The 26,676-nt window shown below is 69.2% G+C and carries 29 protein-coding genes and 1 tRNA gene; 21 read left to right on the forward strand and 9 right to left on the reverse strand.

Features of this window, described 5'->3' with window-relative positions; all coding sequences use genetic code 11:
- Positions 1–334 precede the first annotated feature (334 nt).
- The 4 genes from F1193_RS04695 (at position 335) to F1193_RS04710 (ending at position 1,918) form a co-directional block, all read left to right on the forward strand.
- Complete coding sequence (locus F1193_RS04695; protein ID WP_150096524.1) at positions 335–586, forward strand: hypothetical protein; 252 nt, start codon at positions 335–337, stop codon at positions 584–586.
- Positions 587–853: 267 nt separating this feature from the next.
- The gene (locus F1193_RS04700) at positions 854–1,042 is read left to right on the forward strand and encodes a hypothetical protein (RefSeq protein ID WP_150096525.1); all 189 of its coding nucleotides are present in this window, start codon (positions 854–856) and stop codon (positions 1,040–1,042) included.
- Between the two features lie 311 nt (positions 1,043–1,353).
- On the forward strand, positions 1,354–1,563 hold the full coding sequence (locus F1193_RS04705; protein ID WP_150096526.1) for a cold-shock protein: 210 nt from the start codon (positions 1,354–1,356) through the stop codon (positions 1,561–1,563).
- Positions 1,564–1,675: 112 nt separating this feature from the next.
- Positions 1,676–1,918: a hypothetical protein gene (locus F1193_RS04710; protein ID WP_150096527.1), complete on the forward strand. Its 243-nt coding sequence runs from the start codon at positions 1,676–1,678 to the stop codon at positions 1,916–1,918.
- An 81-nt stretch (positions 1,919–1,999) separates the two neighbouring features.
- Here F1193_RS04710 and F1193_RS04715 read toward each other — a convergent pair whose 3' ends face one another.
- Both F1193_RS04715 and F1193_RS04720 read right to left on the reverse strand, forming a co-directional pair.
- Positions 2,000–2,359, reverse strand: a complete 360-nt coding sequence (locus tag F1193_RS04715) for a PilZ domain-containing protein (RefSeq protein WP_150096528.1) — start codon at positions 2,357–2,359, stop codon at positions 2,000–2,002.
- Between the two features lie 429 nt (positions 2,360–2,788).
- Positions 2,789–2,863 (reverse strand) — tRNA-Gln (locus F1193_RS04720).
- A gap of 175 nt (positions 2,864–3,038) precedes the next feature.
- Between F1193_RS04720 and trpS the strand changes: the two genes are divergently transcribed.
- The 15 genes from trpS (at position 3,039) to trmB (ending at position 17,312) form a co-directional block, all read left to right on the forward strand.
- Positions 3,039–4,070, forward strand: coding sequence for a tryptophan--tRNA ligase (gene trpS, locus F1193_RS04725; protein ID WP_150096529.1), 1,032 nt, complete (start codon positions 3,039–3,041; stop codon positions 4,068–4,070).
- A gap of 112 nt (positions 4,071–4,182) precedes the next feature.
- Positions 4,183–4,680 carry a universal stress protein gene (locus tag F1193_RS04730; protein WP_126400990.1) on the forward strand — a complete coding sequence of 166 codons (498 nt, stop codon included), beginning with the start codon at positions 4,183–4,185 and terminating at the stop codon, positions 4,678–4,680.
- Between the two features lie 219 nt (positions 4,681–4,899).
- Positions 4,900–5,457: a NifU family protein gene (locus F1193_RS04735; RefSeq protein ID WP_150096530.1), complete on the forward strand. Its 558-nt coding sequence runs from the start codon at positions 4,900–4,902 to the stop codon at positions 5,455–5,457.
- Between the two features lie 162 nt (positions 5,458–5,619).
- A complete protein-coding gene (gene tsaB / locus F1193_RS04740) occupies positions 5,620–6,300 on the forward strand; it encodes a tRNA (adenosine(37)-N6)-threonylcarbamoyltransferase complex dimerization subunit type 1 TsaB (RefSeq protein WP_150096531.1) in 681 nt (226 codons plus the stop codon).
- The gene (locus F1193_RS04745) at positions 6,300–6,788 is read left to right on the forward strand and encodes a GNAT family N-acetyltransferase (RefSeq protein ID WP_150096532.1); all 489 of its coding nucleotides are present in this window, start codon (positions 6,300–6,302) and stop codon (positions 6,786–6,788) included. Before tsaB ends, F1193_RS04745 begins: the two co-directional genes overlap by 1 nt.
- 189 nt (positions 6,789–6,977) lie before the next feature.
- Positions 6,978–7,427, forward strand: coding sequence for a Fur family transcriptional regulator (locus F1193_RS04750; RefSeq protein WP_150096533.1), 450 nt, complete (start codon positions 6,978–6,980; stop codon positions 7,425–7,427).
- Positions 7,427–8,248: a lyso-ornithine lipid O-acyltransferase gene (gene olsA / locus F1193_RS04755; RefSeq protein ID WP_150096534.1), complete on the forward strand. Its 822-nt coding sequence runs from the start codon at positions 7,427–7,429 to the stop codon at positions 8,246–8,248. The genes F1193_RS04750 and olsA overlap by 1 nt, the downstream gene beginning before the upstream one ends.
- Positions 8,249–8,466: 218 nt before the next feature.
- Complete coding sequence (miaB, locus tag F1193_RS04760; protein ID WP_150096535.1) at positions 8,467–9,909, forward strand: tRNA (N6-isopentenyl adenosine(37)-C2)-methylthiotransferase MiaB; 1,443 nt, start codon at positions 8,467–8,469, stop codon at positions 9,907–9,909.
- A 57-nt stretch (positions 9,910–9,966) separates the two neighbouring features.
- Positions 9,967–10,965, forward strand: coding sequence for a PhoH family protein (locus tag F1193_RS04765; RefSeq protein WP_246164143.1), 999 nt, complete (start codon positions 9,967–9,969; stop codon positions 10,963–10,965).
- Between the two features lie 20 nt (positions 10,966–10,985).
- Positions 10,986–11,501: an rRNA maturation RNase YbeY gene (gene ybeY / locus F1193_RS04770; RefSeq protein ID WP_246164127.1), complete on the forward strand. Its 516-nt coding sequence runs from the start codon at positions 10,986–10,988 to the stop codon at positions 11,499–11,501.
- On the forward strand, positions 11,479–12,633 hold the full coding sequence (locus F1193_RS04775) for a hemolysin family protein (RefSeq protein ID WP_150096648.1): 1,155 nt from the start codon (positions 11,479–11,481) through the stop codon (positions 12,631–12,633). Before ybeY ends, F1193_RS04775 begins: the two co-directional genes overlap by 23 nt.
- A complete protein-coding gene (gene lnt / locus F1193_RS04780) occupies positions 12,630–14,276 on the forward strand; it encodes an apolipoprotein N-acyltransferase (RefSeq protein WP_246164128.1) in 1,647 nt (548 codons plus the stop codon). The genes F1193_RS04775 and lnt overlap by 4 nt, the downstream gene beginning before the upstream one ends.
- Before the next feature lie 213 nt (positions 14,277–14,489).
- A complete protein-coding gene (locus tag F1193_RS04785; protein WP_150096537.1) occupies positions 14,490–14,906 on the forward strand; it encodes a helix-turn-helix domain-containing protein in 417 nt (138 codons plus the stop codon).
- A gap of 449 nt (positions 14,907–15,355) precedes the next feature.
- A complete protein-coding gene (metK, locus tag F1193_RS04790; protein ID WP_150096538.1) occupies positions 15,356–16,549 on the forward strand; it encodes a methionine adenosyltransferase in 1,194 nt (397 codons plus the stop codon).
- 19 nt (positions 16,550–16,568) lie between these two features.
- On the forward strand, positions 16,569–17,312 hold the full coding sequence (gene trmB, locus F1193_RS04795; RefSeq protein WP_150096650.1) for a tRNA (guanine(46)-N(7))-methyltransferase TrmB: 744 nt from the start codon (positions 16,569–16,571) through the stop codon (positions 17,310–17,312).
- Between the two features lie 141 nt (positions 17,313–17,453).
- Here the strand turns inward: trmB and F1193_RS04800 are convergent, their stop codons facing one another.
- From F1193_RS04800 to F1193_RS04830, 7 genes are all read right to left on the reverse strand, one after another.
- The gene (locus F1193_RS04800) at positions 17,454–18,563 is read right to left on the reverse strand and encodes a DUF2336 domain-containing protein (RefSeq protein ID WP_170263368.1); all 1,110 of its coding nucleotides are present in this window, start codon (positions 18,561–18,563) and stop codon (positions 17,454–17,456) included.
- 340 nt (positions 18,564–18,903) lie between these two features.
- Positions 18,904–19,257, reverse strand: coding sequence for a fumarate reductase subunit FrdD (gene frdD, locus F1193_RS04805; RefSeq protein ID WP_210247296.1), 354 nt, complete (start codon positions 19,255–19,257; stop codon positions 18,904–18,906).
- The gene (locus F1193_RS04810) at positions 19,254–19,706 is read right to left on the reverse strand and encodes a succinate dehydrogenase/fumarate reductase transmembrane subunit (protein WP_150096540.1); all 453 of its coding nucleotides are present in this window, start codon (positions 19,704–19,706) and stop codon (positions 19,254–19,256) included. Before F1193_RS04810 ends, frdD begins: the two co-directional genes overlap by 4 nt.
- Positions 19,706–20,452, reverse strand: a complete 747-nt coding sequence (locus F1193_RS04815; RefSeq protein WP_150096541.1) for a succinate dehydrogenase/fumarate reductase iron-sulfur subunit — start codon at positions 20,450–20,452, stop codon at positions 19,706–19,708. The genes F1193_RS04810 and F1193_RS04815 overlap by 1 nt, the downstream gene beginning before the upstream one ends.
- A gap of 10 nt (positions 20,453–20,462) precedes the next feature.
- Positions 20,463–22,229: a fumarate reductase (quinol) flavoprotein subunit gene (gene frdA, locus F1193_RS04820; RefSeq protein WP_150096542.1), complete on the reverse strand. Its 1,767-nt coding sequence runs from the start codon at positions 22,227–22,229 to the stop codon at positions 20,463–20,465.
- A 192-nt stretch (positions 22,230–22,421) separates the two neighbouring features.
- On the reverse strand, positions 22,422–23,360 hold the full coding sequence (locus tag F1193_RS04825; RefSeq protein ID WP_150096543.1) for a glycosyltransferase family 2 protein: 939 nt from the start codon (positions 23,358–23,360) through the stop codon (positions 22,422–22,424).
- Positions 23,361–23,541: 181 nt separating this feature from the next.
- A complete protein-coding gene (locus F1193_RS04830) occupies positions 23,542–24,534 on the reverse strand; it encodes a patatin-like phospholipase family protein (protein ID WP_246164130.1) in 993 nt (330 codons plus the stop codon).
- 126 nt (positions 24,535–24,660) lie between these two features.
- On the opposite strand from F1193_RS04830, the gene aroQ reads away from it, so the two are divergent.
- Positions 24,661–25,107 (forward strand): type II 3-dehydroquinate dehydratase, encoded by a 447-nt coding sequence (gene aroQ, locus F1193_RS04835; protein WP_150096544.1) that lies wholly within the window; start codon positions 24,661–24,663, stop codon positions 25,105–25,107.
- Positions 25,104–26,087, forward strand: coding sequence for an ABC transporter substrate-binding protein (locus tag F1193_RS04840; protein ID WP_150096545.1), 984 nt, complete (start codon positions 25,104–25,106; stop codon positions 26,085–26,087). The genes aroQ and F1193_RS04840 overlap by 4 nt, the downstream gene beginning before the upstream one ends.
- Positions 26,088–26,676 lie beyond the last annotated feature (589 nt).

Below are 26,676 nucleotides of genomic sequence, written 5' to 3' on the forward strand. Positions count from 1 at the left end.
GCAAAGTCCGGTTCCGCTGGCTCCATCGCCCATCCTCCGCATCCGAATCGAAGGAACCGACAGATTCAGCACTTCAGGACCTTGTCACGCCTTTCTTCACCCGATCGCCCTGGTTTCGGGGGTTGACGGACTCTCCCATCGGGCGCATCTGAGGAGCGTTCGCACGCTGACGCCCAAGCGCCGACGCGTGTCATCACAGGAACTCCGAATCCCATGCCAAGCGACAGTAGTCGAATGACCGCGCCGCCCCCGGCCGACCGCGTGACCGCCGCCTGATCGCTTGATCGGCTCGCCACGCGACCGGCCCGAGGCGGCTGGTCAAGCGAGGTGAGCCATGACCCTCCAGAACCTGTTCTCCACCGGCCCGCGCGAGCGGGCGGCAGATGCACGCAGCGACAGCGTGACCCTCATCGTCGTTGCCCTTCTCGGGCTGGTGTTCGCGCCCATTCTCGGGTTGCACTTCGCCCTGGCCGCCGTTGACCCCGGCGCAGCCGCCCCGGCATCTGCCGTCACCACCGACGCCGGACGCTCGCCGTCAGAGCATCCGGCGATTCGATCGAACCAGGCGGATGCGCCAAGAGACTGAGCGATCGCACCCTCTTTTCGCATAGCCGGTTCCCGCGTTTGCGCAGAATGCGCCAGCGGCGGGCCGGGAGCGGCGAGGGTCTTGCTCCGGACCGAAAAAGCGCTCCCGTTTCGTGGCGTCGACCATTGTGTTCGGCCGTGCCGTTCATACTTGGATGCAATCCAATGTAGCGGCAGAGCGCGCCCACCGGTTCTTGGTTGAGGCACGGGCGGGGTGTGGCCGGAACAGAGCCGCCCTGTCCTTTTTCGGCGCGCGAGGATGGCCCAGGTGAACGATGTCACGCTTCAGGAATTCATGTGCACCGTCAGGGGACGGGTGGCGGAGCTGATCGGGCAGCATGGCCCGCAGGCGCGCGCCGTCGCGCTTGAGAACCGGCGCCAGAGCGTCGCGGATGCGCGCCAGCACCGGTTCTGGTCGGCCGTCGTGCGCAAGCTGGATCAGCGGCGCAGGGTGTGAGCGTCGCGGCTGGCCAAGGAGCGGCGGGGGCACGCTGGGGCAGCCGCCAGCCAGGGCTTGGCAGGTCGAAATGCCAAAGCCAAAATTGTTCCCCAGCCGATCGGGAAACTGGCGACATAAACCTATTATGATCCCGTTGGCTTTCCTTGCCTCGCACCGCCATCCCGTCTAAAAAGGTCCATCGGGTTTCGGCCGAACGACTTGGCCTTGCCGCGCAACGCGCGCTTGACTGACGGTTTCCCACCAAAGCCTCGATCTCTGACGCCTGAGCGGTCGCACCGCCTCACACCTTATCTTTAGGATTCGACGACATGACGCAAGGAATCGTGAAGTGGTTCAATGGCCAAAAGGGCTTTGGGTTCATCCAGCCGGATGACGGCGGCAAGGATGTGTTCGTGCACATCAGCGCGGTGGAGCGCGCCGGTATGTCCACCCTGAACGAAGGGCAGCGCGTGAGTTTCGACGTGGTTGCCGACCGGCGGACCGGCAAATCATCTGCCGACAATCTACGGGCCGTCTGACGGCAGCGGCACCTCCGTGGAGCTTCGACCACGGATGTACTGGTAAAACTCTGGTTTAAGCCTCGCACCCGGTTCGCCGGGCAGCGGGGCTTTTTCACACGAGAGCCTCACGATGACCGACACTCCTCGGCAGAATACGGCGGCCGAGAAAGCCCGCCAGTACTTCCGCAAGGAAGCGCAGGAGAAGGCGGAATCGGCGGCCTGGGCCGAGTATCACGCCAACCAGGCTGCCATTCATGCAAAGACCGAACGACTGAAGGCGCTGCGGCTGACGCGGGATGCCGCCCTGCCCCAGGACGCCAAGCCGAGACGGAAGGCCGCTTCGAAGGCCGCTTCCCGGACGACCTCGAAATAGCGCCGGCCGCCTCGTTCTCAGAGACAAGCGTTCTCAGTGACAAGCGCTGTCAGAGCCACGCGTTCTCAGTGACAAGCGCTGTCAGAGCCACGCGTGGTCGTCGCCCGTGTCATCCCCGGGACCGCCGGCCCCGCCGAGAACCCCGGGGCAATCGAAGGTGCATTTCCCGTCGGCGCACGCCGCCTTGCTGACCCGGCCCGTCCATTCCACGCCGACACCCTGCTCATCGCGCCACATGACGCGGCCGGACCGGCAGGGCGGCCCCAGGACGGTCAGCTGCAGAACGAAGCTTTCCGGAATGTCCGCGGGCCCTTCGACCTTGAGGAAGGCGCCGAGGTCGGAAATGTCGCTCACCCGGCACAGCCGCCTGCCATCCTCCAGGACGACATAGGCATGCCATTGCAAGTCTCTGCGGTGCGATCTTCGCTTTTCGTCAAACATGGCGGCTTTCGCGGCAAGAACTGCCTTCGGCTATCCCGGACGCGGGAAACGTCATGTGTTCCACACCTGCATGAAACCTTAACGAAAGTCCATATCGCCATTCAGCCGAGCGTTGCGCCGATTTGGCGCAGGGCAAGGCCTTTGCTGCGGTCTTCATGCGGTTTCCGGCCGATCAGGCCGGAGACCGTAGTCCGATCGCCGCAAATCCCGTTCTCGAGAGTCTCTTGCAGACCTGGGGTTTTCGGCGCGACCGCGCCCGATATCCCGACGGGATCGACCGGAAACCTTATTACGGGAGCCGGATGGCTGCAGCGGCGAGGCCGGCGAAGCTCCCGTGTCGCGCCGGTGTGCCGCGGGCCTGTGTCCCACCTGAGGCGTTCGAGCCGCATCCGGCAGATTCGTTAAAGAAATCAGGGGTCTTGCAGAGGCTGGCTGGGGCGCCTGGATTCGAACCAGGGAATGGCGGAATCAAAATCCGCTGCCTTACCACTTGGCTACGCCCCAAGACTGCCTGCGGTGCGGCGCCAGCGGCGGCGCCCGAAGCTGCCGACACATAGCGGCGGCTCGGGCGGGACGCAACGCCGCGGCGCGGCGCAGAGCGGCCAAACCCATCTCGCCGCTTGCGTCGCGAGCGCCACGGTGCCATGACGCGCCCGCCTTATCTGGGGGAGTTCTGATCATGGCGTTCGCACAGCGCGTGTTCTCGGGCATGCAGCCGACAGGCAACCTGCATCTCGGCAACTATCTCGGCGCGCTGGTCAATTGGGTGAAGATGCAGGACACCCACGACTGCGTCTATTGCGTCGTCGACATGCACGCCATCACCATGTGGCAGGATCCCGCCGCGCTCAAAAGCGCCATCCGCGAGGTCACCGCGGCCTATCTTGCCGCCGGGCTCGACCCCAAGAAGAGCATCGTGTTCAACCAGTCGAAAGTGGCCGAGCACGCCGAGCTCGCCTGGGTGTTCAACTGCGTGGCGCGGCTCGGCTGGCTCAACCGCATGACCCAGTTCAAGGAGAAGGCCGGCAAGGACCGCGAGAACGCGTCGGTCGGCCTCTACGCCTATCCCTGCCTGATGGCCGCCGACATCCTGCTCTACCGCGCCACCCACGTGCCGGTGGGCGAGGACCAGAAGCAGCACCTGGAGCTGACCCGCGACGTCGCCCAGAAGTTCAACAACGACTTCCGGCCGCAGATCGAGGCGGCGGGCTTCGCCGACGGCTTCTTCCCGATGACCGAGCCGGTCATCCAGGGCCCGGCGACGCGGGTGATGAGCCTGCGCGACGGCTCCAAAAAGATGTCGAAGTCGGATGCCTCCGACTATGCCCGCATCAACCTGACCGACGACGCCGACGCCATCGCCCAGAAGGTGCGCAAGGCCAAGACCGACCCCGAGCCCCTGCCCTCCGAGCCCAAGGGGCTGGAGGGCCGGTCGGAGGCGGAGAACCTGGTCGGCATCTATGCCGCGCTGTCCGAAAGGTCGGTCGAGGCGGTGCTGGCCGAGTTCGGCGGCGGCCAGTTCTCCACCTTCAAGAACGCGCTGGCCGATCTGGCGGTGGCCAAGCTCGCGCCGCTCAACGCCGACATGCGCCGCCTGCTCGCCGATCCCGGCTTTGTCGACGGCGTGCTGAAGGACGGCGCCGAGCGGGCGCGGGTGATCGCGGCCGAGACGATGAACCACGTCAAGGACATCGTCGGCCTGCTGCGCTGAGGAGTTCGGCCTTCTGGGCTGAGGAGTCTTGCGGTGCCGGCCGAGCCGGGAGGGTTGTCGCCCCCCACCCGGCCGTGCCAGCATCCGGCGGGATCGCGGCAGGGGGGTGCCGATGAGCCGCAAGCGGCGCGCCTATGAATCCGGCCACAAGCCGAAATTCCTGGTCATTGTCGACGACACGCCCGAGTGCGACCGCGCGGTGCGCTTCGCCGCGCGCCGCATCGCCCGCATCGGCGGGCGGCTGCTGATGCTGCGGGTGATCCAGACCGCCGACATGGACCAGCAATGGCTGGGGGTGGCCGACCTGATGCGGGCGGAGGCCCACGAGGCCGCCGCCGCCACGCTGGAGCGCTTTGCCCGCGAGGTGCGCGCCCTTGCCGGCATCGAGCCGGAATGCGTGGTGCGCGAGGGCGAGAAGGCCTCCGAGATCATGTCGCTGATCGACGAGGACGAGGACATCGCCGTGCTGGTGCTGGCGGCCGGCACCGGCTCGGAGGGGCCGGGGCCGCTGGTCTCGACCCTGGCCGGCAAGGCATCGGGCACCTTCCCCATTCCGCTGGCCATCGTGCCCGGGCATCTCAGCGACGACGAGATCGACGCCCTTGCCTGACGGTCTGGGCATGGCGGTCCGGCTTGACGGCGCTTGCCATTTTTCTTCTCCTGCCCACCTGCTAGAGCAGTCTCCGCAAGAGCGGGAACCGGTTTTGCGGAAGAGAATGCGACAACTCAGTCATTTGGAGCGTCCGCCGGGCTCTATCGGATCGGCGGACGCTCTGGAGAGCAGACAACGGTGACCCGCCCGCCTTGACCGGGCTTTCCGGAGTACCCCATGTTCATCCAGACCGAAGCCACGCCCAATCCGGCGACCCTCAAATTCCTGCCCGGCCGGGCCGTGCTGGAAGACAGCACGCTCGACCTGCGCGACGCCGAGGCCGCGGCCAGGTCGCCGCTCGCCGAGCGCTTGTTCGCCATTCCCGGCGTCGCCGGCGTGTTCTTCGGCGGCGACTTCATCTCGGTCACCAAGGCCGGGGGCGACTGGCAGCACCTGAAGCCGGCGATCCTCGGCGCGATCATGGAACACTTCATGTCCGGCAGCCCGCTGCTGCGCGACGACGCCGGTGCCGGCGCGGCCGACGACGAGTTCTATGAGGACGCCGACAGCGAGACGGTCGAGATCATCAAGGAGCTGATCGAGACCCGCGTGCGCCCGGCGGTGGCCAATGACGGCGGCGACATCACCTTCCGCGGCTTCAGGGAGGGCGTCGTCTACCTGTCGATGAAGGGCGCCTGCTCGGGCTGCCCGTCCTCCACCGCCACGCTGCGCCACGGCATCGAGAACCTGCTGCGCCACTATGTGCCGGACGTTACGGAAGTCCGCCCGGTCTGACCGGCGCCCTCCCCCTGCGGCGTCCCCGACTCCGGCGCAGCCGGGGGCGTCATACGGTTTGCGGGATCCCGAAGGGACCAACCGGAAGCCGCATCATTTCGGCGCGCGTGCCGGCTTTTCTTCCGGGACGATTCACCGCATGAAGGGCCGCGGAGGTTCAGGTTGCGCGTCCTCGCCCTCGATACGGCTCTCAGTGCCTGCTCGGTCTGCCTGTTCGATGCAGCGGCGGACGAGATTCGCGCGGTCCAGAGCCTGCCGATGCACCGCGGCCATGCGGAGGCGCTGATCCCGCTGGTCGAGCGGGTGATGTGGGTGGCCGGCCTCGGCTTCGACGACATCGACCGCATCGTCACCACCGTCGGTCCGGGCAGCTTCACCGGCCTCAGGGTCGGCATCGCCGCCGCGCGCGGCTTCGCGCTGGCGCTCGGCCGGCCGGCGGTCGGCGTCACCACGTTGGCGGCGCTGTCGGCGCCGGTGATGGCCGAGGACGACCGGGTGCCGGTGGTGGCGGCAATCGATGCCAAGCACGGCAATGTCTATATGCAGATCGCCGGCCCCGGCGGGCGGGCAATGATCTCGCCGCGGGTGTCGAGCCTCAGGGATGCCGTGCGGGTGGCGGCGATCGGCAAGGTGCGGCTGGTCGGCTCCGGCGCGCCTCTGCTCGCCGCGGCGTGGCCGGCGGTCGAGCGCCCCCCTTTGCTGGTCGATCCGCGCGGGGCGCCGGACATCGCCTGGGTGGCCCGGCTCGGAGCCGCCACCTCGCCCGACGCCCTGCCGCGTCCGGTCTATCTGCGCCCGCCCGACGCCCGGCCGCAGGACGCCGCCCGAATCGCCCGCTGCTGATGCCTGTCTTTCCTGTCTTCCCCCCCGCTGCCCCGCCGGCGATGCGCGACGCGCGGACAGGCGATTGCGCCCGGCTGGCCGAGCTGCACGCCACCGGTTTCGACCGCGGCTGGAGCGAGGACGAGTTCGAGCGGCTTCTGACCGACCAGGCGAGCGTCGCCCATGTCGCCCTGGGGCCGGACGGGCCCGACGACATCGTCGGCGCCTTCCTGTCGCGGCGGGCGGAGACCGAGGCGGAGGTTCTCACCGTGGTCGTGCGCCCCGCCGAGCGCGGCTTCGGCGTCGGCCGTGCGCTGCTGCGCCATCACCTCGACCAGTTGACGGCGATCGGCGTGCGCGAGGTTTTCCTGGAGGTCGCCGAAGACAATGCCGTGGCCTGCCGGCTCTATGATGGCGCCGGCTTCGTTGAAGTCGGGCGGCGCAAGGCGTATTACGCCCGCCCAGGCGAAGCCGCGACCGCGCTTGTGTTGCGGCGGACCATCGGATGACTCGGATGACGTTGCGTCGTCTTGCGATTTGCCGTGCAGGCCGCGCCACGCGGGGTTGCGCGCGGCGTCCCGGCCCGACAAAGTAGCCGCTCACTGCGTCGCAGGGCCGCACTTCGGAACTCTGAGTCACGCTGCGATCCTGCACAGCCCGCGGCCGGGCGGATCGTGGCGAAGGGGACAGGTTTTGTGATGATCTCCAAGACGAGCCTGATCGAGGCGCTGTGTGCCGCCAAGGGAATGCGGATGACCGAGCAGCGGCGGGTCATCGCGCGGGTGCTGGCCGAGTCCGAGGATCATCCGGACGTCGAGGAGCTCTACCGGCGCGCCTCCGCCGTCGACGAGCACATCTCGATCTCGACCGTCTACCGGACGGTCAAGCTGTTCGAGGATGCCGGAATCATCGAGCGGCACGACTTCCGCGACGGCCGCTCGCGCTACGAGCAGCGCACCGAGACCCACCACGACCATCTGATCAATCTGCGCACCGGCGAGGTGATCGAGTTCCAGTCCGACGAAATCGAGTTGCTCCAGCGCGAGATCGCCCGCAAGCTGGGCTATCGCCTTGTCGACCACCGGCTGGAACTGTACTGCCTGCCGCTCGATGACACTTCGAGCGATCCGTCGCGCACCGGGTCTTGATGCCTGCCATTCTCGTCATTCCGGCCCTCGTGCTGGTCACGCTGGTGCTGCTGCCGGTGCAATGGGCGGCGGTGGCGCTGAAGCTGCCGATCCGCCGCATCGTTCCGCTGGCCTATCACCGGGTGCTGCTGCGGCTGCTCGGCGTGCGGGTGTGGGTGAGCGGCGAGCCCGCCCGCGGCCGGCCGCTGCTGGTGGTCGCCAACCACGTCTCCTGGCTCGACATTCCGGTGCTGGGCTCGCTGTTCCCGCTGGTGTTCGTCGCCAAGCAGGAGATCGCCGGCTGGCCGGTGTTCGGCCTGCTCGCCAAGCTGCAGCGCTCGGTGTTCGTCGACCGCTCGCGCCGGCTGAAGACCGGCGACGTCAATGCCGAGATCGCCGCGCGCATGGCCGAGGGCGAGCCGGTGGTGCTGTTCGGCGAGGGCACCTCGTCGGATGGCAACCGCGTCCTGCCGTTCCGCTCGGCGCTGGTCGGCGCGGCACATGACGCGCTGGGCAGCGCCGCCGACGGCAAGGTGACGATGCAGCCGGTGTCGATCGCCTATACAAGGCTCGACGGCCTGCCGATGGGACGCTTCCTGCGCCCCCACGTCGCCTGGTACGGCGACATGGACATGCCGCCCCATCTGATGAACCTGCTGAAGCGCAGCGCCATCGACGTGGTGGTGAGCTTCGGCCCGCCGGTGCCGTTCGACGGCAACAGCGGCCGCAAGGAGACCACCCGCTCGCTCGAATCGGCGGTGCGGGCGATGACCGCGGCCGCGCTGCTGGGGCGGGACCTGCCCCACACCGCCGCCGTTCCCTTTTTGCCGGAAACCCGCTAAGACCCCGGCGTTGCGCAACAAGGCCCGTCCCGAGGCGCCCCGCCCGGCCGGCCGCGCGGGTGGCGGGATGCCGCAGCCGCCCGGCGGCAGGTACGGCGTTACAGGTACGGCGGTGCAGGCGTGGCGCTACCGGCGACGGTTCTGCCTTCGCCGCGTTCCGGTTTCACAGTCCCGTCGCATCAGGCCGCGACACTCGGAAAGATCGATTCGCGCAGACGATGACCGACGACTCCCGGACCGACGACCCCCGCCCGTGCCCCGGCCCGGCCGCCGCGCCGCCCCGCGAGGCTTCCCGCCGGAAGAAGCTCTACGTCAAGTCGTTCGGCTGCCAGATGAACGTCTATGACGCCGAGCGCATGATCGACACCCTGGCGCCGGAAGGGTTCGTCAGCGTCGAGGCGGCCGAGGATGCCGATCTGGTGGTGCTGAACACCTGCCACATCCGCGAGAAGGCGGCCGAGAAGGTCTATTCCGAGCTTGGCCGGCTGCGGGTGATGAAGGACGCCGCCGCCGCCGAGGGCCGCCGGCTGATCGTCGCCGTCGCCGGCTGCGTCGCCCAGGCCGAGGGCGCCGACCTGGTGCGCCGCGCCCCGGTGGTCGATCTCGTGGTCGGCCCGCAGAGCTATCACCGCCTGCCGGAGCTGGTGGCGCGCGCCGCCGACCGCCCCGGCCTCGTCGACACTGCGCTGACGCCCGAGGACAAGTTCGACCGCCTCGCCCCGCCCTCGCCGGCGGCGATCGCCGGCCGCGGGGCCGCGGCCTTCGTCACCATCCAGGAGGGCTGCTCGCGCTTCTGCACCTTCTGCGTGGTGCCGGGCACCCGCGGCGGCGAGGTCTCCCGCCCGGTCGCGGCGGTCGTGGCGGACGTGACGCGGCTCGCCAATGCCGGGGTGCGCGAGATCACCGTGCTCGGCCAGAACGTCAACGCCTATCGCGGCGAGGGACCGGACGGGGGGGCGTGGAAGCTGGCGCGCCTGCTCGCCCGGCTCGCCGAGGTTCCGGGCATCGCCCGGCTGCGCTATGCCACCAGCCATCCCCGCGCCATGAGCGAGGAGTTGATTGCCGCCCACCGCGACCTGCCGCAGCTCATGCCCTATCTGCACCTGCCGGTGCAGTCGGGCTCCGACCGGATTCTCGCGGCGATGAACCGCCGCCACGGCCGCGAGCTCTATTTCGAGCGCATCGACCGGGTGCGGGCGGCGCGGCCCGATATCGCCATCTCGTCGGACTTCATCGTCGGCTTCCCCGGCGAGAGCGACGAGGACTTCGCCGACACCATGGACCTCGTGGCGCGCATCGGCTTCGCCAGCGCCTATTCGTTCAAGTATTCGCCGCGACCGGGCACGCCGGCGGCGGCGATGGACACCCAGGTGCCCGACGCGGTCAAGTCGGCGCGGCTTTCGGCGCTGCAGGCGCTGCTGGAGGTGCAGCAGCGCGCCTTCAACGCGGCGAGCGTCGGCCGGACGGTCGAGGTACTGTTCGAGAAGCCGGGCCGGCTGCCCGGCCAGATCGTCGGCAAGTCGCCGCACATGCAGGCGGTGCACGTGCAGGCCGGGCCCGAAATGCTCGGCCGCATCGTGCCGGTGCGACTGGTGGCGGTCGGCAGCCACACGCTGTTCGGCGAGCTTGAAGACGCGGCCGCACGTCCAATCGCGGTCTAGGGGGGTGTGAGGGTGGGTGCAGAGCGCACGAGCCGCCGCGGACAGGCTGCAGCCGGCATCGGCTCGCTGGAGGGCGCTCAGCTCGTGCTGGAGTTCGACGACAACCGGCTGGCGAACGCACTGTTCGGCGAATACGGGCGCAATCTGGCGCTGATCGAGCGGCGGCTCGGCGTCATCGCCGACAGCCACGGCAACCACGTCGCCATCGCCGGGCCGCAGGAATCCTGCGAGCAGACCCGAAAGGTGCTCGACTCGCTCTACGAGCTCTTGCGCACCGGCCACGATCTCACCCAGGGCGACGTCGAGGGCGCGATCCGCCTCGTCACCGCCCAGGGCTCGCTGTTCGAGGACGAAGCGGCGGGCCGGCTGGCCTCGGCCGAGATCCGGCTGCGCAAGCGCGTGGTGCGGGCCCGCACCCCGGTGCAGGACGCCTATATCCGCGCGCTCAAGCGCTCCACGCTGGTGTTCGCCACCGGCCCGGCCGGCACCGGCAAGACCTGGCTCGCCGTGGCGCACGCGGTGCACCTGTTCGAGCGGCGCGAGGTCGACCGCATCATTCTGTCGCGTCCGGCGGTCGAGGCCGGCGAACGACTCGGCTTTCTGCCCGGCGATTTGCGCGAGAAAGTTGATCCATACCTCCGCCCAGTCTATGACGCACTCTACGACCTGATGGAGCGCGGCATGGTCGAGCGCGCGCTGCAGTCGGGCGAGATCGAGATCGCGCCGCTCGCCTTCATGCGCGGCCGCACTTTGGCCAACGCCGTGGCGATCCTGGACGAGGCGCAGAACTGCACCCCGATGCAGATGAAGATGTTCCTCACCCGGCTCGGCGAGAACTCCAAGATGATCGTCACCGGCGATCCTTCGCAGATCGACCTGCCGGACGGCCAGTCCTCCGGCCTTGTCGAGGCGGTCGGCCTGCTGGGCGATGTCGAGGGCATCTCGCAGGTGGCGTTCAGCGCCGCCGACGTGGTGCGCCACGAGCTGGTGGCCCGCATCGTCGCCGCCTATGACGCCCGCGACGCCCAGCGGACGCGCAAGGGGAGCGGACGGTGAACGTTCCGGCCCGAAACAGCGTGACCCGGCAAGACCAGATCCGGCAACACCCGGCCCGGCTCGAAACCGAATTGTCGGTCGAAAGCCCGCTGTGGGCGGCGGTGCCCGGCGTCGAGGCCGGGGTGCGCGCCGCGGCCGAGGCGGCGTTCGCCGCCATGCCCCATCGGCCGGCGCTGGCCGAGGCCAGCATCGCGCTGGTCGACGATGCCGCGATCCGCGACCTCAACCGCGCATGGCGCGGCAAGGACCAGCCGACCAACGTGCTGTCGTTCCCGGCGCCGCCGGTCGCCATCCCCGGCGCGCCGGTGCTGCTCGGCGACATCGCGGTGGCGTTCGAGACCACGGCGGCGGAGGCCGCCGCCGAAGGCAAGACGATCGCCGACCATCTCGCCCACCTCGTCGTTCACGGCATGCTGCACCTGTTCGGCCACGACCATATCGAGGCCGGCGAGGCGGAGCAGATGGAGACGATCGAGCGTGACATTCTTGCAACCCTCGGTATCGCCGATCCCTATGCCGCCCGCGGTATCGACTGACCCAGCCATGCCAGACACCACCGAGACCCGAAGTCCCCAGCCCTCGCTGACGCCGCCCCCCGAACCGGCCGCGGGGGAGAGCCTGTTCGAGCGCCTGCGCGCCTTTCTCGGGCTGAGGCCACCCACCTCTTCCCTGCGCGACGATCTGGAGGAGGTGCTTGAAGAGGGTGCGCCGTCCTCCACCGATTTCACGCCCGAAGAACGGCGCATGCTCCGCAACATCCTCGGGCTGCGCACACTCCGGGTCGGCGACGTGATGGTGCCGCGCGCCGATATCATCGCGGTGCCGAAGGACATTCCGCTCGGCGAGTTGCTGCAGGTGTTCGCCAATGCCGTCCATTCGCGGCTGGTGGTCTATGGCGAGACGCTCGACGATCCGGTGGGCATGGTCCACATCCGCGACCTCGTCGCCTATCTCACCAACCGCGCCTGCCCGCAGGACGCCGAGGCGGCAGGCGAAGAGCGTGGCGAAGAGGCCGTGCACGGCCTCCGGCGGGCCGGCTACGACATCTCGGCCCTCGACCTCTCCGAGCCGCTCTTCGAGACCGGGCTCCTGCGACACCTCTTGTTCGTACCGCCGTCGATGCCGGCCATCGACCTCCTGGTGAAGATGCAGGCGACCCGCGTCCACCTCGCGCTGGTGATCGACGAATATGGCGGCAGCGACGGCCTGGTGTCGATCGAGGACATGGTCGAGCAGGTGGTCGGCGACATCGAGGACGAGCACGACGACGACACCGGGCCGAGCATCACCCGCGAGCCCGACGGGAGCTGGATCGCCGACGCCCGCGTCGGCCTCGACGAGGTGGGCGAGACCTTCGGCGAGGCGTTCGCCGACATGGAGGGCGCCGAAGAGGTCGACACGCTGGGCGGCCTGCTGGTGACGGTGGCCGGACGCGTGCCGGTGCGCGGCGAGATCCTGCCCGGGCCGGCCGGCTACGAGTTCGAGGTGCTGGATGCCGATCCGCGCCGCGTCAAGCGGCTCAGGATCGTGCCGGTCGGCGACGGCGAGCCGGCCCAGCGCGGGCAGCGCCGGCAGGGCCCGCCGGCCGATCCGCCCCACGCCGATCCCACCGACGCCGACCCGGCCGACGCCGACCCGGCCGGCACCAACACGGTGCTGCACTCGTGATCGCCGCCCCGATCGCCCATCGCTTCACCCTGGCCTGGGGGCGCTCTCGGGCGCTGGCGGCGCTGGCGGCCGGCGCCGCGTCGGCGCTGGCGATGGCCCCGCTCGGGGCGCTGGCCTGGCCGGTGATCTTCCTCACCTTTCCGGTTCTGGTGTGGCTGCTCGACGGCGCCGGCAGCGGTGGCCGGCGGGGGATCGGCGCGGCCGCCGCGATCGGCTGGTGGTTCGGCTTCGGCTATTTCCTGACCGGCCTGTGGTGGATCGGGGTCGCCTTCCTGGTCGATGCCGACAAGTTCGGCTGGCTGCTGCCGGTGGCGGTGGCGGGGCTGCCGGCCGGGCTCGCGCTGTTCACCGCGGCCGGCACCGCGCTCGCCCGGGCGCTGTGGGTGCCGGGACCGGCACGGGTGCTGGCGCTCGCGGTCGGCCTCACCGCCGCCGAATGGCTGCGCGGCCACGTGCTGACCGGCCTGCCGTGGAACAGCTTCGGCTATGCGCTGGCCTCCGACCTCCGGCTCGCCCAGACCGCCTCGCTTGGCGGGCTGTGGAGCCTGACCTTCCTGGCGGTGGCGCTGGGCGCGCTGCCGGCGGTGCTGGCCGATGCGCCGCGCGACACCCGCCACCCCTGGCGCTGGGTGGGCCTCGGCGCCCTGGTGCTGGCGGCGATGTTCGTCTTCGGCGCGGTGCGGCTGGCAACCACCCCGGTCGGCACCGTCGAGGGGGTGCGGCTGCGGCTGATGCAGCCCAACCTGCCGCAGGACGTGAAATTCCGCTACGCCGCCAAGGATGAGGTGGTGGCGCACTATCTCAAGCTCAGCGACCTCGCCGCGAGCCCGCCCTCGGGGGCGCCGGTCACCCATCTGATCTGGCCGGAATCGGCGTTCCCGTTCTTCCTCAGCCGCGAGCCGGCGGTGCTGGCCAAGATCGCCGACCACCTGCCGCCCGGCACCGTGCTGATCACCGGCGCGGCCCGCGCCGAGGAGCGGCCGGACAAGGGGCCGCGGCGCTACGACGTCTACAATTCCGTCCAGATTGTCGATTCGGACGGCGCCATCATCGCCACCGCCGACAAGGTGCACCTCGTGCCGTTCGGCGAATACCTGCCGTTCCAGGCGACGCTCGAATCGCTCGGCCTGGAGCAGCTCACCCGGGTGCAGGGCGGATTTTCGGCCGGTACGCGCCGCCGGGCGTTGGAGGTGCCGGGGGCGCCGCCGACGCTGCCCTTGATCTGCTTCGAGATCGTCTTTCCGGGGGCGCCGGCGGCGGACCTGCCCAAGGATGCGCCGCGACCGGGCTGGATGCTGAACCTGACCAATGACGGCTGGTTTGGCGATACCAGCGGACCGCACCAGCATCTGGCCCAGGCGCGGTTGCGTGCCATCGAAGAAGGTATGCCCGTGGTGCGGGCTGCCAATACCGGAATCTCAGGGGTCGTCGACCCGCTCGGCCGCATGCGGGCGCAGATCAACCTTGGGCGCGAGGGTATCGTCGATGCCGACCTGCCCCGTCCGGTCACCCCGCCACCCTATGCGCGGCTGGCCGACGCGATCCCCCTCACCCTCTGGCTCGGCGCCCTGGCGATTGTGATTTTCGCGCGTCGCGTGCGGGGTTCCGTCAGTACAGCGAAGCTGCAGCAAAGGCAATGTTAACCTTGCGACAAGTTGTTTACACTCCGGGCAGCCTTCCGTGCGCGGCCGATCCCGGTACGTTTCGTCTGCTTCGGATTGCGGCGATGGGTCCCTTGTTTGTGATCGTATTCTCACTTCTTGGGGTTGATCTATTTTTAATTGTGACACTATGACCGTACCAGACTCGACCGCACGTGGTTGGTCATGGCGGTCGCAAGGAGAAGAACACGAATCATGTCTGCAAAGTCACCGAATCCCGTCGATAAGCACGTTGGCGCCCGAGTTCGGATGCGCCGGATGATGATCGGGATGAGCCAAGAACGTCTCGGGGACTCCCTGGGAATCACGTTCCAGCAGGTCCAGAAATACGAGAAGGGAACGAACCGGGTCGGCGCCAGCCGCCTCCAGCAGATTTCCAAGACGCTGGGCGTGCCGGTCTCCTTCTTCTTCGAAGGCGCACCTGATCTGGATGGCACCGACATCAGCTTCAACGATGCGGCCTCGCCGCCTTACGTTTCGGAATTTCTATCTACGGCAGAGGGCCTGTCGCTGACCCGCGCCTTCACCCGCATCCGCGACGCCCGCGTGCGCCGGCGCATCGTCGAGCTGGTCGAGACACTGGCCGAACTGCCCACCGAGACGCCGAACTGACGGCGGCTCGGCTGCTTCAGGACGTCGCACGAGGTGGTGCGAAGGCTGTGGCGACCCGGTCCGTTCCCGAAAGGACGACCTGGTCGCCTCCCGAAGGATCCGGTGGGTCACTTCGTGGCCCCGGATCCCGTTCTTCCATCCCCCCTGGCGCGCAACACGCTTCCCTGTTCGAGCGCGCGATTTCGGCGGCCGGTCGACGGATCTCCGGCTTGACTGGCCGGAAACCGGGCGAGATACGCGTTCCTCGCAACCCAGTTCTCGCATTTGCGAAACGCGCCCTTGAAACGCGCCCTCGCGTCGCGTTCGATACTCCGAACGAAACGTCCGGCCACTCTTGACCGCGGCGGGGCGCGCTGCGAGAAACACGCGCGCGCACGTTCCCCGGCGTGGCGCATATGGTTTCAGCTCGGCCGGCCCGGTTGGGCCCGCGCAGCGCCGGAGTGCTTGCCGTGTCCCGCAACAGCTATCTGTTCACCAGCGAATCCGTGTCCGAGGGTCATCCGGACAAGGTCTGCGATCGCATCTCGGACGAGGTGGTCGACGCCTTCTTCCGTCTCGGCCCGACCTATGGCTGGGATCCCAGCCAATTGCGGGTGGCCGCCGAGACGCTCGCCACCACCAACCGCGTGGTCATCGCCGGCGAGACCCGCGGGCCGGCCGACATCACCCACGACCTGATCGCCCACATCGCCCGCATGGCCATCAAGGACATCGGCTACGAGCAGGCCGGCTTCCACTGGGAGACCGCGAAGATCGAGGTGCTGCTGCACTCGCAGTCCCGCGACATCGCCCAGGGCGTCGACGCCGAGGGCAACAAGGACGAGGGCGCGGGCGACCAGGGCATCATGTTCGGCTATGCCTGCCGCGAGACGCCCGAGCTGATGCCGGCGCCGATCTATTACGCCCACCGCATCCTCAAGCTGATGAGCGAGGCGCGCCGTTCGGGCGAGGCCAGCGTGCTCGGCCCCGACGCCAAGAGCCAGGTCACCGTCCGCTACGAGAACGGCAAGCCGGTCGAGGCCACCGAGATCGTGGTCTCCACCCAGCACCTCGACGAGGCGCTGTCGTCGAACGACATCAAGGCGATCGTCAAGCCCTACGTGCTGAAGGCGCTGCCCGAGGGCTGGATCTCGAACGCGACGATCTGGCACGTCAACCCGACCGGCAAGTTCGTGATCGGCGGGCCGGACGGCGACTCCGGCCTCACCGGCCGCAAGATCATCGTCGACACCTATGGCGGCGCGGCCCCGCACGGCGGCGGCGCCTTCTCCGGCAAGGACCCGACCAAGGTCGACCGCTCGGCCGCCTATGCGGCGCGCTACCTCGCCAAGAACGTGGTGGCGGCCGGCATCGCCGACCGCTGCACCATCCAGCTCTCCTACGCCATCGGCGTGTCGCGGCCGCTGTCGCTCTATGTCGACCTGCACGGCACCGGCAACGCCTCCGAAAGCGTGGTGGAGAAGGTGCTGGGCGACGTCATGGACCTGTCGCCGCGCGGCATCCGCACCCATCTGCAGCTCAACCGGCCGATCTATGCGCGCACCTCGTCCTACGGCCATTTCGGCCGGGCGCCGGAGGAGGATGGCGGCTTCTCCTGGGAGAGGACCGACCTGGCCGACACGCTGCGCCGCGCGGTAGCCTGACCGGCTGCACGTGACGACGCTGAACGACCCCTTGGACGACCGCGGCGGCGAGCCCAGCTCCCGCCGCGGCGCATTTTTCGGCCGCCGCAAGGGCCACCGGCTGCGCGCCACCCAGGCCGAGCTGATGGCGAGCGCGCTGCCCGCGCGCGCGCTCGACCTCGCCCAGCCGGCGCCGGCCGATCTTGCCACGCTGTTTGCGTGTCCGGTCCGCGCCGTGCGGGTCGAGATCGGCTTCGGCGGCGGCGAGCATCTGCTGCACGAGACGGATGCCAATCCCGATGTCGGCTTCATCGGCGTCGAGCCGTTCGTCAACGGCATGGCCAAGATGCTGGCGGCGCTCGCCGCAACGCCCCGCCCCAACATCCGGCTCGTCCATGCCGACGCGCTCGGGCTGCTGCCCTGGCTGCCGGAAGGATCGGTCGCCGGCATCGACCTGCTCTATCCCGACCCGTGGCCGAAGAAGCGCCACTGGAAGCGCCGCTTCGTCTCGGACGACACCGTGGCGCTGATGGCGCGCGCGATCCGGCCCGGCGGGCTGTTCCGCTTCGCCTCCGACATCGACAGCTATGTGGAATGGACGCTGGTCCATCTGAAGCGCGCGGCGCAGTTCGAATGGACGGCCGAGCGGGCGGACGACTGGCGCGATCCCTGGACCGGCTGGCCCTCCACCCGCTACGAGGCCAAGGCGATCGCCGCCGGGCGGCGGCCGGCCTATCTGGTGTTCCGGCGCCGGGCGCTGGCGGAACACGGCTCGCAGGCCTGATCGGCCGTAAACCGTATCATACGAACGGCCCCAAACGCTGACGCGTGAAGCCGTTGAACTCGCGGATTTTCTTTTCGGAAATCAGAGATTTCGCGAAAATCCGCGACCGGAACCAACGGCCAGCTTTCGCTGCCGTTGGTATCAGCCCGCCGTCGCGGTGAGCGTGTTGCGGCGGACCCGCCAGAAGCGGACCACCCGCTGCGCGGTCTGGACCGACAGGCACTCGAAGTGCGAGAGCGCCTTGTCGAGGGCGGCCTGGGACATCTCCTGCGCCCCCGGCCGCACCAGGACGATCGCCCGCACGGTCTGCCAGGTGAACCCCGCGGCCTTGCCGAGGATCAGCACCGGGTCCGGCTGGCTGCCGAGCAGCAGCCGCTCGGCGACCTCCAACGGCACGCCGGTGAGTTCGGCGAGCGCCACCAGCGTCTCCTCGAACCGGCCATTGCGGGCGAAATTGTGCAGCTGGATCTCATTCAGCGCGCTGCGCGAGACCAGCGTCTCGACATTGCGCTTGGCGGCGGTGAAGTCGCGCTTGGCCGGCGCCACCGCCTCGCCGATGCGATCGGCCACCGAGGCCAGCACGCGCTGCACCTCGCGGGCATCGAGCGGATTGGCGATGGCCAGAAGGCGCTTCTGAACCGCCTGGGTGGCCTTGGCGATCAGCGCCCGGAAGAGCTGGGGCGGCAGGTCGCGGCGCCGGCCGATGGCCATCTGCAGCGATTCGTCGCCATCGGAGCGGTCGACCAGACAGGACAGCCCCTTGTCGGTGAAGCGCGCGCCGGAATTGGCCGCCACCGTGTGCATGACTTCGCGGTTGCCGCGCGCCACCAGCACGTCGGTGACCGGCGGCGAGATCTCCTCGCGCTCCGAGATGGCGAGCAGATGCGGCTGGCTCTTGGTGCGGGCGATGTCGATCAGGTCGTCGTCGGTCAGCCGCGGCGACTGCGACAGAACGGGGCCGGCGACATCGATCAGGTCGTCGCGCGCAAGCTGGCGGATGACCCGCGGCGGCGCATTCTCGGCCGGCGCAAGCCGGGAGGCGAGCTCGATGCGCGCCTCCGCTTCGATGGCATTGGCAAGCCGGCCGATCACGTCGTCGAACAGTGCGATCTGCTCATCATCGTAGACTTCCGCACCGGCGAAGAACAGATCGGTGATCTGCCGCAGCACCTCGATGCGCCGGCCGGCAGAGCCGCGGATGATCGCGTCCTCAAGGGCGATGATGAGGGACTCACGGGCTATTGCCGCCATCGTCATGCTGTCCGGTACTGCAACTCAGCCAGAGCATTCTCCGCAAAAGTGGGAACCGGCTTTGCGAACGAGAATGCGACAACTCAAGAGTCTGGAGCGCCCGACCCGATGCCGTCGGATCATGCTCCAGGGACCAGCTTAGCGGCAGGCGGATAAAGAACCGTTTATGACAACGCGAAGAATGGCCTTCGTTACAATCTGGCGGCGCGGTACCGCCCGCCCCTGCGATTTCCGGGCGACCGGGTCATGATACCCTCAACGGGGAGACCGCCCCTCGACCGGAGACTGAACCATCCCAGCGGCCCCAGACGCTGACGCGTGGGGCGTGGGGCCGCTGGTTTCACAGCCCGACCAGCAGATAGGCGCAGGCGGCGGTGGCCAGCGCCGCGAAGCCGCGCAGCACGATCTGTGCGGTGTGGGCGCTGGCGAGGCCGATGTGATGGGCGGTGGCTGCCATGCGGTGCACGCCGTGCCACAAGAGAAGCGTGATCACCAGGAAGATCGCGGCCTTGCCGAACAGCGAGGCGGCGAAGGCGTGCATCGCGGCAAAGCTCATGGTGTCGGGCGGAAGGCTGCCGGCCGGCACCAGGATGCCGGTGATGACGATCAGCACCACGCCGACCAGCGCCGCCAGCGTACCGCCGCCGCCGAACAGCAGCCAGAAGATCGGTTCCTGCGAGCGCTTCAGCTTCATGACGCGCCTCCCGGCGGAACCAGATTGCGGACCGCCTCGGCGAGGCCGGGCGGCAGGATCCCGGCGACCCAGGCATAGATGAAGGCCGAGATCGCCGCCGACGCACCGACGCCAACCACCACCACCGCGGCAACCGGCACGATCCGCCCGCCGAGGCGGAGCGTCGGCGCGGTCTTGGGCAGCACCATGAACCAGGTGACGGTGTGCAGCAGCGCGAACGCCGCCGCCACCGCGTGGAAGGCGATCATCGCCGGGGTCGCCAGCAAGGCCCGCCAGCCGTCAAACGCGGCCTCGCCTTGGCTCAGCGCGTTAAGCCCCCACAGCAGCACCAGCGCATAGAGAAAGAAGAACACCGCCGAGGCTTCGCGGAGCATGTAGACGACGTAGGACGGGTTCCTGGTCCACCAGTCCGCCGGCATGGGGCGGCGGTAGGTTCTCACCTCGGCCATCACCGGCCTCCCAGAAGGCGCTTCACGCCGAGATAATCAAGCGCCGAATTGACCTTGTTCTCATTGACGGCGTGCATGGGGTCGACCCCCTTGGGGCAGACCTCGGAGCAGTAGCCGACGACCGTGCACTCCCACACTCCGACGTCGGCATTGGCCGCGTCGGCGCGCACCGACCAGCCGATGTCGCGCGAGTCGAGATTGTAGCGGTGCAAGAGCGACAGCGCCGCCGGACCGATGAAGTCCGGGTTCAGGCCGAATTGCGGGCAGGCGGCGTAGCACAGGAGGCAGTTGATGCACTGAGAGTACTGGTAATAGGCATCGAGCTGCGCCGGGGTCTGGCGGCTCGGCCCCTCGCTGAGGGGCCGCTCCTTTGCCGACACGATGTAGGGCTTGATCGCCGCCAGCTTGTCGAGAAAGCCCGCCTGGTCGATGGCGAGATCGCGCTGGACCGGGAAATGGTCGAGCGGCTCCACCCGCACCGGGCCGGGATAGAGGTCGCGCAGAAACGTCTCGCACGACAGATGCGGGCGGCCATTGATCATCATGCCGCACGAGCCGCACACCGCCATGCGGCACGACCAGCGGAAGGTGAGCGAGCCGTCGAGGTGGTCCTTGATGTACTGCAGCCCCTGCAGCACCGACATGTCGGGCGTGAACGGCACCTCGTAGCGCTGCAGGCGCGGTTCGGAATCGGTCTCCGGATTGAAGCGCAGGGCCTCGATGCGGATAGTGCGGGTGTCGGTCATATGGACCACCTCACGTCAGTTCGGCCTTGGTTCCGGCGCCGCCATAGACGCGCGAGCCCGGCCGCGATTTGGTGATGGTCACCGGCGCCGACTTGATCTGCGGCGCGCCGTCGCCGCCGGATCGGGCGATGGAGTGCACGAGGAAGCGCCGGTCGTCGCGCGCCGTGGCGTCCAGCCGCTGGTGGGCGCCGCGCGATTCGCGGCGCCACAGCGCGGCATGGGCCATCGCCTCGGCGACCTCCAGCATGCTGCCAAGCTCGATGGCGGCGAGCCACTCGGTGTTGAAGGCGCGATTCCTGTCGTCGAGCCGGATGCCGCGGCGATAGCGCGCGCGCAACTCGGCCAGCGTGCGGCATGCCGCCTTGAGCCCGGACTCGGTGCGGTAGAGGCCGACGCCCTCCTCCATCGCGTCCATCATCGCATCGCGGATCTCGGCGAGGCGCTCGCCGCGCTCGTTGCCGAGCAGGCGCAGGACACGCGCCGCCGACACCTCCGCCTGGCGCTCGGTGCGCCCAGGACTGACCGGGCGGGCGGAGCGCACATAGTGCGCGGCGCGCTCGCCCGCCACCTTGCCGAACACCACGATCTCGGCCAACGAATTCGAGCCCAGCCGGTTGGCGCCGTGGATGCCGACGCTGGCGCACTCGCCGGCCGCGTAGAGGCCGGAGATCGACGTCTCAGTGTGCACATTGGTGGCGATGCCGCCCATCGTGTAGTGCACCGCCGGCCGCACCGGGATCGGCTCCCGCACCGGATCGACGCCGGCAAAGGTGCGGGCGGCCTCGGTGATCAGCGGCAGGCGCTCCAGGATCTTCTTCTCGCCGAGATGGCGCAGGTCGAGATTGACGGCGCTGCCGTGCGGCGTCTGGATCGTGTTGCCCTTCTTGTCCTCGTGCCAGAACGCCTGCGACAGGCGATCGCGCGGACCCAATTCCATCGCTTTCGCGCGCGGCCAGGGATCGAGCGGCCCCAGCCCATAGTCCTGCAGGTAGCGGTCGCCGTTTTTGTTGGTGAGGATGGCGCCTTCGCCGCGGCAGGCCTCGCTCATCAAGATGCCGGTGCCGGGCAGGCAGGTGGGGTGCCACTGCACGAACTCCATGTCGCGCAGCACCGCGCCGCTGCGCAGCGCCAACCCCATGCCCTCGCCGGTGACGATGCCGGCATTGGTGTTCTGGCGGAACACCCGCCCCGCCCCGCCGGTGGCCAGCACCGCCGCCTTGCAGTGGAACAGCACCATCTCGCCGGTGGCGATCTCGATGGCGACGACGCCGCGCACCCGCCCGTCCTCGACGATCAGGTCGGCGCAGAAATACTCGTCGTAGCGGGTGATCGCCGGATACTTGTACGAGGTCTGGAACAGCGTGTGCAGGATGTGGAAGCCGCTCTTGTCGGCGGCGAACCAGGTGCGCTGCACCTTCATGCCGCCGAAGAAGCGGACATTGATGGAGCCGTCCGGCTTGCGGCTCCACGGGCAGCCCCAGCGCTCGAGCTGCACCATCTCCTCGGTGCAGTGGCGCACGAAATAGTCGACCACGTCCTGGTCGCACAGCCACTCGCCGCCGGTGACGGTGTCGTCGAAATGATTGTCGAGGCTGTCGTCGTCGCGCACCACGCCGGCCGAGCCGCCCTCGGCGGCGACCGTGTGGCTGCGCATCGGCAGCACCTTCGAGATCAGGGCGATGGCGAGGCCCGGGTCGGCCTCGGCGGCGGCGATGGCGGCGCGCAGGCCCGCGCCCCCGCCGCCGATGACGACGACGTCAGCAGAAATGATTCGCATGGCATCCGCAGGCGACAGGCATTCCGAACTCCCTCCCGGCCAGCGGCCGGAACGATGTGACGTTGCGTGGCATGGCGGGCGGCATGGTGGCCAGCGAAGGACCGATTGGCAAGAGCCGGTGCAAACCGAACGCCTTCGCCCCAATCCGGAGATCTGGCGCGAACCTTTGCGCCCCAGGCCGCAAAAGTTGTGTCAGGCCGTGCGCGGAAAGGCCTTCGCCAGCCGCTGCGCCAGCTTGGCGCGCAGCGGCACGTTGCCGACATCCGGCCGCGTGTCGGGCGACGTGTAGAAGGCGAGCACCTCGGGCGGCAGCGCGACGTGGTTGCGGCGGCCGTCGATGGCGCCCGACGCCATGACCTGGAGCAGCCGCAGCCAGTGCACCACGCCGCCGTGCCGCCAGCCCAGCGGAATCTCGATGCCGAACTGCCGCATCAGGAAGACGAAGGCCGTCTTCAGCGGAAAATAGGTGAAGCTGACGCGGCTGAAATTGTAGGCCCACATCCGCTCGGTCTTCAGCCGGTGCTCGCCGGTGCGCCGCCGCGAATTGTGCATCACGACGATGTCCGGCACGGACATCACCGTACCGCCGGCCCGGCGGACACGGATCGAATACTCGATCTCCTCGGCGGCGAACCAGCACTTCTCGTCGAGGAGGCCGATGGACTGCAGGGTGCGGCGGTCGATGGCGTAGCCGGCGCCGTGGAAATTGCCGACCTCGACGGCGTGCGGGCCATTGTCGTTCTGCACGTCGCCGGTCTCGGGATGCACGATGCGGTAGGCGATGACGCCGGCCTTGGGATAGCGGGCGAAGGCCTCGCGGGTGCGGGCGGCGATGTCGGGCGGCGGGATGGAGTCGTCGTCGAGATTGACCAGGAATTCGCCCTGCGCCAGCCGATAGGCGGCGTTGCGCCCGCCCGCCACGCCGAGATTCTCGGCGGTCTCGACCACGGTGCAGGCAGCGTTCCGTTGCGCGTAGTCGGCAAGGAAGGCGCGCGATCCGTCAGTCGAGCCGTTGTCGACGACGATCACCTGGTCGCCCCCGGTCATCGCCTGCTCGACGCCGGCAAGGCAGCGCTTGAGGTCGTCGAGCCGGTTGTAGGACAGAACGCAGAAGTCCACGCCACCCGTCATCGCTGCCGTCTCCGTGTGTGCAGCCCCGGCGTGACGGCGCGTTTCGTTGGTGTCCGCGACATCCCAGCCCACAGGCGGCAAAGTTCCCCAGGCCCACCTTAGCAAACAGCCCGGCCCGGCCAACGACAGGGCGGTGACGATCCCGTGTCGGTCCGGCAACCGGCGCCGGGGGATCGACGGCTCAGGCGCTCGTGCGGACGTCGAGCAGCGCCGTCACCCGCCGCTTGACCTCGTCCTTCACCGGCTCGGAGGCGTGCAGGATGGCGTGGGTGTGCAGGAAATCGAGAATGCCGAACCCGTCGACCCTCGGCTGCACCAGAATGTCGGGCGGCCGCTGGCGCAGCTTCTCGGCGGAGATCACCGCCTGCATGATCTGGGCGGCGGCGAGCGTCGCCTCCAGCGCGGTCGGCACGAGGCCGTCGCGGATCGAGGCCCGGCCGGTGACGTCGACCGCGAGCACATAGCGCGCCTTGCCGACGACGCAGGCCACCGGCACCGGATCGACCACCGCGCCGTCGATCAGCACGCGGCCGTCGATCTCCACCGGCCGCACCAGGCCCGGCACCGCCGCCGAGGCCGCCACCGGCGGCAGCAGCGGGCCGGAGGTGAACACCGCCGGGCCGCGGGCATGAAAATCGGTGGCCAGCACCGCCAGCGGAATCTTGAGCTCGGCAAAGTCGCTCTTCAGCCCCTCGGGCAGGAAGGCGGAAAACAGCGTCTGGCCATCGACCAGCACCGGATTGCCGAGCCCGGCCGACAGCAGATCCGAGAAGCGGCCGACGCGGGCGGCGAGCAGCTTCTGCAGCATGCCGGCGCGGTCGCGGAAGGTGTGGACGAGATGGAGGCGGATCTCGCGGGCCGAGATGCCGGACGCATAGGCGGCGCCGATCAGCGCGCCGATCGAGGTGCCGGCGACGATGGACGGCACCACGCCGAGTTCGTCCAGCGCCTCCAGCACCGGCAGGTGGGCGAGCCCGCGCGCGCCGCCGCTGCCCAGCACCAGCGCCAGCGTGTCGTCCTCGCGCTCGATCTGGGGCTCGGCATAGGCCGGCGCCTCGGGCATGGCGGCGGCCGGCTTGCGGCGCGCCAGCCGGGCCCGGCGGGCCCGCGCGGCGGCGGGATCGTCGGTGTTCGCAGGGGAGGCGTTCTCGGAAGGGAAATCGTCAGACGTCATCGCTGGGTCCGGGCGGGGTGGCTGTGCGCCCAAGCCGGCGCGGGAACAAGCTGGCGCGGGAACATGATGGACATTTGGCCGGCCGGCAACAATGCTGGCGCCGCATCGCCGAAGGCGGGAATCACCATGCCGCTGTCCGTCCTGGTCCTCAACGGGCCGAACCTGAACCTGCTCGGCACCCGCCAGCCGGAGGTCTATGGCACCACCACGCTGGCCGACATCGAGCGCGACTGCCGGGCCAAGGGACAAGCGCTCGGCCTCGATGTCGAGTTCCGCCACTCCAACAGCGAGGGCGAGCTGGTCGACCTGATCCATGACGCGCGCGGCCGGCATGCCGGCCTGATCCTCAATGCCGGGGCCTACACCCACACCTCGATCGCGCTGATGGACGCGATTTCCAGCGTCGAACTGCCGACGGTCGAGGTGCATCTGTCGAACATCCACCGGCGCGAGCCGTTCCGCCACCACTCCTACATCGCCAAGGTGGCGCTGGGGCAGATTTGCGGCTTCGGCGCGTTCGGCTATCTGATGGCGCTCGAAGCCCTGGCCCATCATCTGAGGAGCCCGGCATGACCGCCTTCCGCCCCAGCCGCCGCACTGCGCTCGCCGCGCTCGCCGCGCTCGCCGCAAGCCGGTCGCTGGCGGCCCGCGCCGAGGCGCTGGCGATCCTGGCGGCGCCCAGCACCGCCTCGATCCTGGTCGCCCGGGCGCTCGACAGCGGCGCCCTCGACGCCGTGGCGCCAGGCGCGACCTTCGCCGTGTGGCGCAGCCCGGACAAACTGCGCGCCGCCCTGGTCTCCGGCCGCGCCGGGGCGGTGACGCTGCCGACCAATGTCGCCGCGAACCTTGCCGCGCGCGGCCTGCCGCTCAAGCTGGTGTCGATCATCAGCGCCGGCCACATGCACGTGCTGTCAACCGACCCGGCCATCGCCGGCCTTGACGACCTGCGCGGCAAGCGCGTGCAGCTCTATTTCCGCAACGACATGCCGGACATCTCGTTGCGCTGGCTGCTCGGCAAGGCGGGGCTCGTCCCCGACAAGGATGTCTTCCTCGACTATGCCGGCTCGGCCAACGAGGCGGCGCAGTTCGTGCTCGCCGGCCGCGCCCAGACGGTGCTGCTGAACGAGCCGGCAGCCAGCGCCGCCCTGCTGGCGGCCGACAAGGCCGGGCTCGCGCTGCGGCGGGCGTTCACGCTGCAGTCGGCCTGGGCGGCAGCCACCGGCACGCCCGCCTTCCTGCCGATGGCCGGGCTGGCGGTGACCGCCGATTTCGCCCGCGAATCACCGGACGTGGTGCGCGCGCTGCACGAGGCCGCCACCGAGGCCGCGGCCTGGGTGCGGGCGGAGCCGGTGGCGGCCGGCGCGCTCGCCGCGCAGCGGCTTGGGTTCTCCGCGGCAGCCACCACCGCCGCGCTCGAACTGGGCGACAGCATCGTGATCCCGGCCCTGACCGCGCGGCCGTCGATCGAGGCGTTCCTGTCCGCGCTCTCCGACCTGTCGCCGGCGCTGATCGGCGGCCGCCTGCCGGGCGACGACTTCTATTTCGAACTCTGATTCGGCCCGGGCGATCGGGCCGGCTCCCTCTCCTTCCCTCTCCCCTTGCGGGAGAGGGTGGCGAGACCGAGCAAAGCGAGGTCGAGCCGGGTGAGGGGTGCATATGGGCGAATGTTGGAAGGTTTACCCCTCACCCGCCTCACGATCTGACGATCGCTCGGCACCCTCTCCCACAAGGGGAGAGGGAAAAAAGGGCGGCTCCCGGCAGCCACGCGCCCGAGCCGACGACCCGGCAGCCGCGTGAGACAGGCGCGTTGCCGCGCGACGGCCACCCGTGGCGGAATGTCATCCGTCAGGCCGGCGTGTCTCGTCTTGCCCATGACACCGACCAAAGGCTACCACCCGGGGGCGGGCCGGCTGCGTCGGGCAGCGGCAGCGCTCACCCGAGTGTGATATGAAAACCGGCCAAGAAAGCCGGCGTTCCGTGTTCCTGTCGCCGGAAAATCCTTTTTCAGATCAAGGATTTTTCGGCGAAGTCGATTCCGGCATCCCTGGGGGATCAACCGGAGGCCGGATGACTGGCCGTCCCGAATCGGAACAGCGTCCGAGGCGGCCTTTCCCCATTGTGGTCACGAGGCGCCCGCAGACA

The organism is Blastochloris sulfoviridis (genome assembly GCF_008630065.1).
Lineage (GTDB): Bacteria > Pseudomonadota > Alphaproteobacteria > Rhizobiales > Xanthobacteraceae > Blastochloris > Blastochloris sulfoviridis.

Excerpts from the sequence above, each read along its gene's own strand:
- F1193_RS04825 (WP_150096543.1), bottom strand. The coding sequence starts at position 23,360 with ATGACGGGTGGCGTGGACTTCTGCGTTCTGTCCTACAACCGGCTCGAC.
- F1193_RS04745 (WP_150096532.1), top strand. The coding sequence starts at position 6,300 with ATGCCTGTCTTTCCTGTCTTCCCCCCCGCTGCCCCGCCGGCGATGCGC.
- F1193_RS04840 (WP_150096545.1), top strand. The coding sequence starts at position 25,104 with ATGACCGCCTTCCGCCCCAGCCGCCGCACTGCGCTCGCCGCGCTCGCC.
- F1193_RS04710 (WP_150096527.1), top strand. The coding sequence starts at position 1,676 with ATGACCGACACTCCTCGGCAGAATACGGCGGCCGAGAAAGCCCGCCAG.
- F1193_RS04810 (WP_150096540.1), bottom strand. The coding sequence starts at position 19,706 with ATGGCCGAGGTGAGAACCTACCGCCGCCCCATGCCGGCGGACTGGTGG.
- F1193_RS04815 (WP_150096541.1), bottom strand. The coding sequence starts at position 20,452 with ATGACCGACACCCGCACTATCCGCATCGAGGCCCTGCGCTTCAATCCG.
- olsA (WP_150096534.1), top strand. The coding sequence starts at position 7,427 with ATGCCTGCCATTCTCGTCATTCCGGCCCTCGTGCTGGTCACGCTGGTG.
- F1193_RS04785 (WP_150096537.1), top strand. The coding sequence starts at position 14,490 with ATGTCTGCAAAGTCACCGAATCCCGTCGATAAGCACGTTGGCGCCCGA.
- aroQ (WP_150096544.1), top strand. The coding sequence starts at position 24,661 with ATGCCGCTGTCCGTCCTGGTCCTCAACGGGCCGAACCTGAACCTGCTC.
- F1193_RS04830 (WP_246164130.1), bottom strand. The coding sequence starts at position 24,534 with ATGACGTCTGACGATTTCCCTTCCGAGAACGCCTCCCCTGCGAACACC.
- trpS (WP_150096529.1), top strand. The coding sequence starts at position 3,039 with ATGGCGTTCGCACAGCGCGTGTTCTCGGGCATGCAGCCGACAGGCAAC.
- frdD (WP_210247296.1), bottom strand. The coding sequence starts at position 19,257 with ATGAAGCTGAAGCGCTCGCAGGAACCGATCTTCTGGCTGCTGTTCGGC.
- F1193_RS04715 (WP_150096528.1), bottom strand. The coding sequence starts at position 2,359 with ATGTTTGACGAAAAGCGAAGATCGCACCGCAGAGACTTGCAATGGCAT.
- F1193_RS04730 (WP_126400990.1), top strand. The coding sequence starts at position 4,183 with ATGAGCCGCAAGCGGCGCGCCTATGAATCCGGCCACAAGCCGAAATTC.
- F1193_RS04695 (WP_150096524.1), top strand. The coding sequence starts at position 335 with ATGACCCTCCAGAACCTGTTCTCCACCGGCCCGCGCGAGCGGGCGGCA.
- miaB (WP_150096535.1), top strand. The coding sequence starts at position 8,467 with ATGACCGACGACTCCCGGACCGACGACCCCCGCCCGTGCCCCGGCCCG.
- F1193_RS04775 (WP_150096648.1), top strand. The coding sequence starts at position 11,479 with ATGCCGCCCGCGGTATCGACTGACCCAGCCATGCCAGACACCACCGAG.
- F1193_RS04705 (WP_150096526.1), top strand. The coding sequence starts at position 1,354 with ATGACGCAAGGAATCGTGAAGTGGTTCAATGGCCAAAAGGGCTTTGGG.
- F1193_RS04750 (WP_150096533.1), top strand. The coding sequence starts at position 6,978 with ATGATCTCCAAGACGAGCCTGATCGAGGCGCTGTGTGCCGCCAAGGGA.
- F1193_RS04735 (WP_150096530.1), top strand. The coding sequence starts at position 4,900 with ATGTTCATCCAGACCGAAGCCACGCCCAATCCGGCGACCCTCAAATTC.
- F1193_RS04800 (WP_170263368.1), bottom strand. The coding sequence starts at position 18,563 with ATGGCGGCAATAGCCCGTGAGTCCCTCATCATCGCCCTTGAGGACGCG.
- frdA (WP_150096542.1), bottom strand. The coding sequence starts at position 22,229 with ATGCGAATCATTTCTGCTGACGTCGTCGTCATCGGCGGCGGGGGCGCG.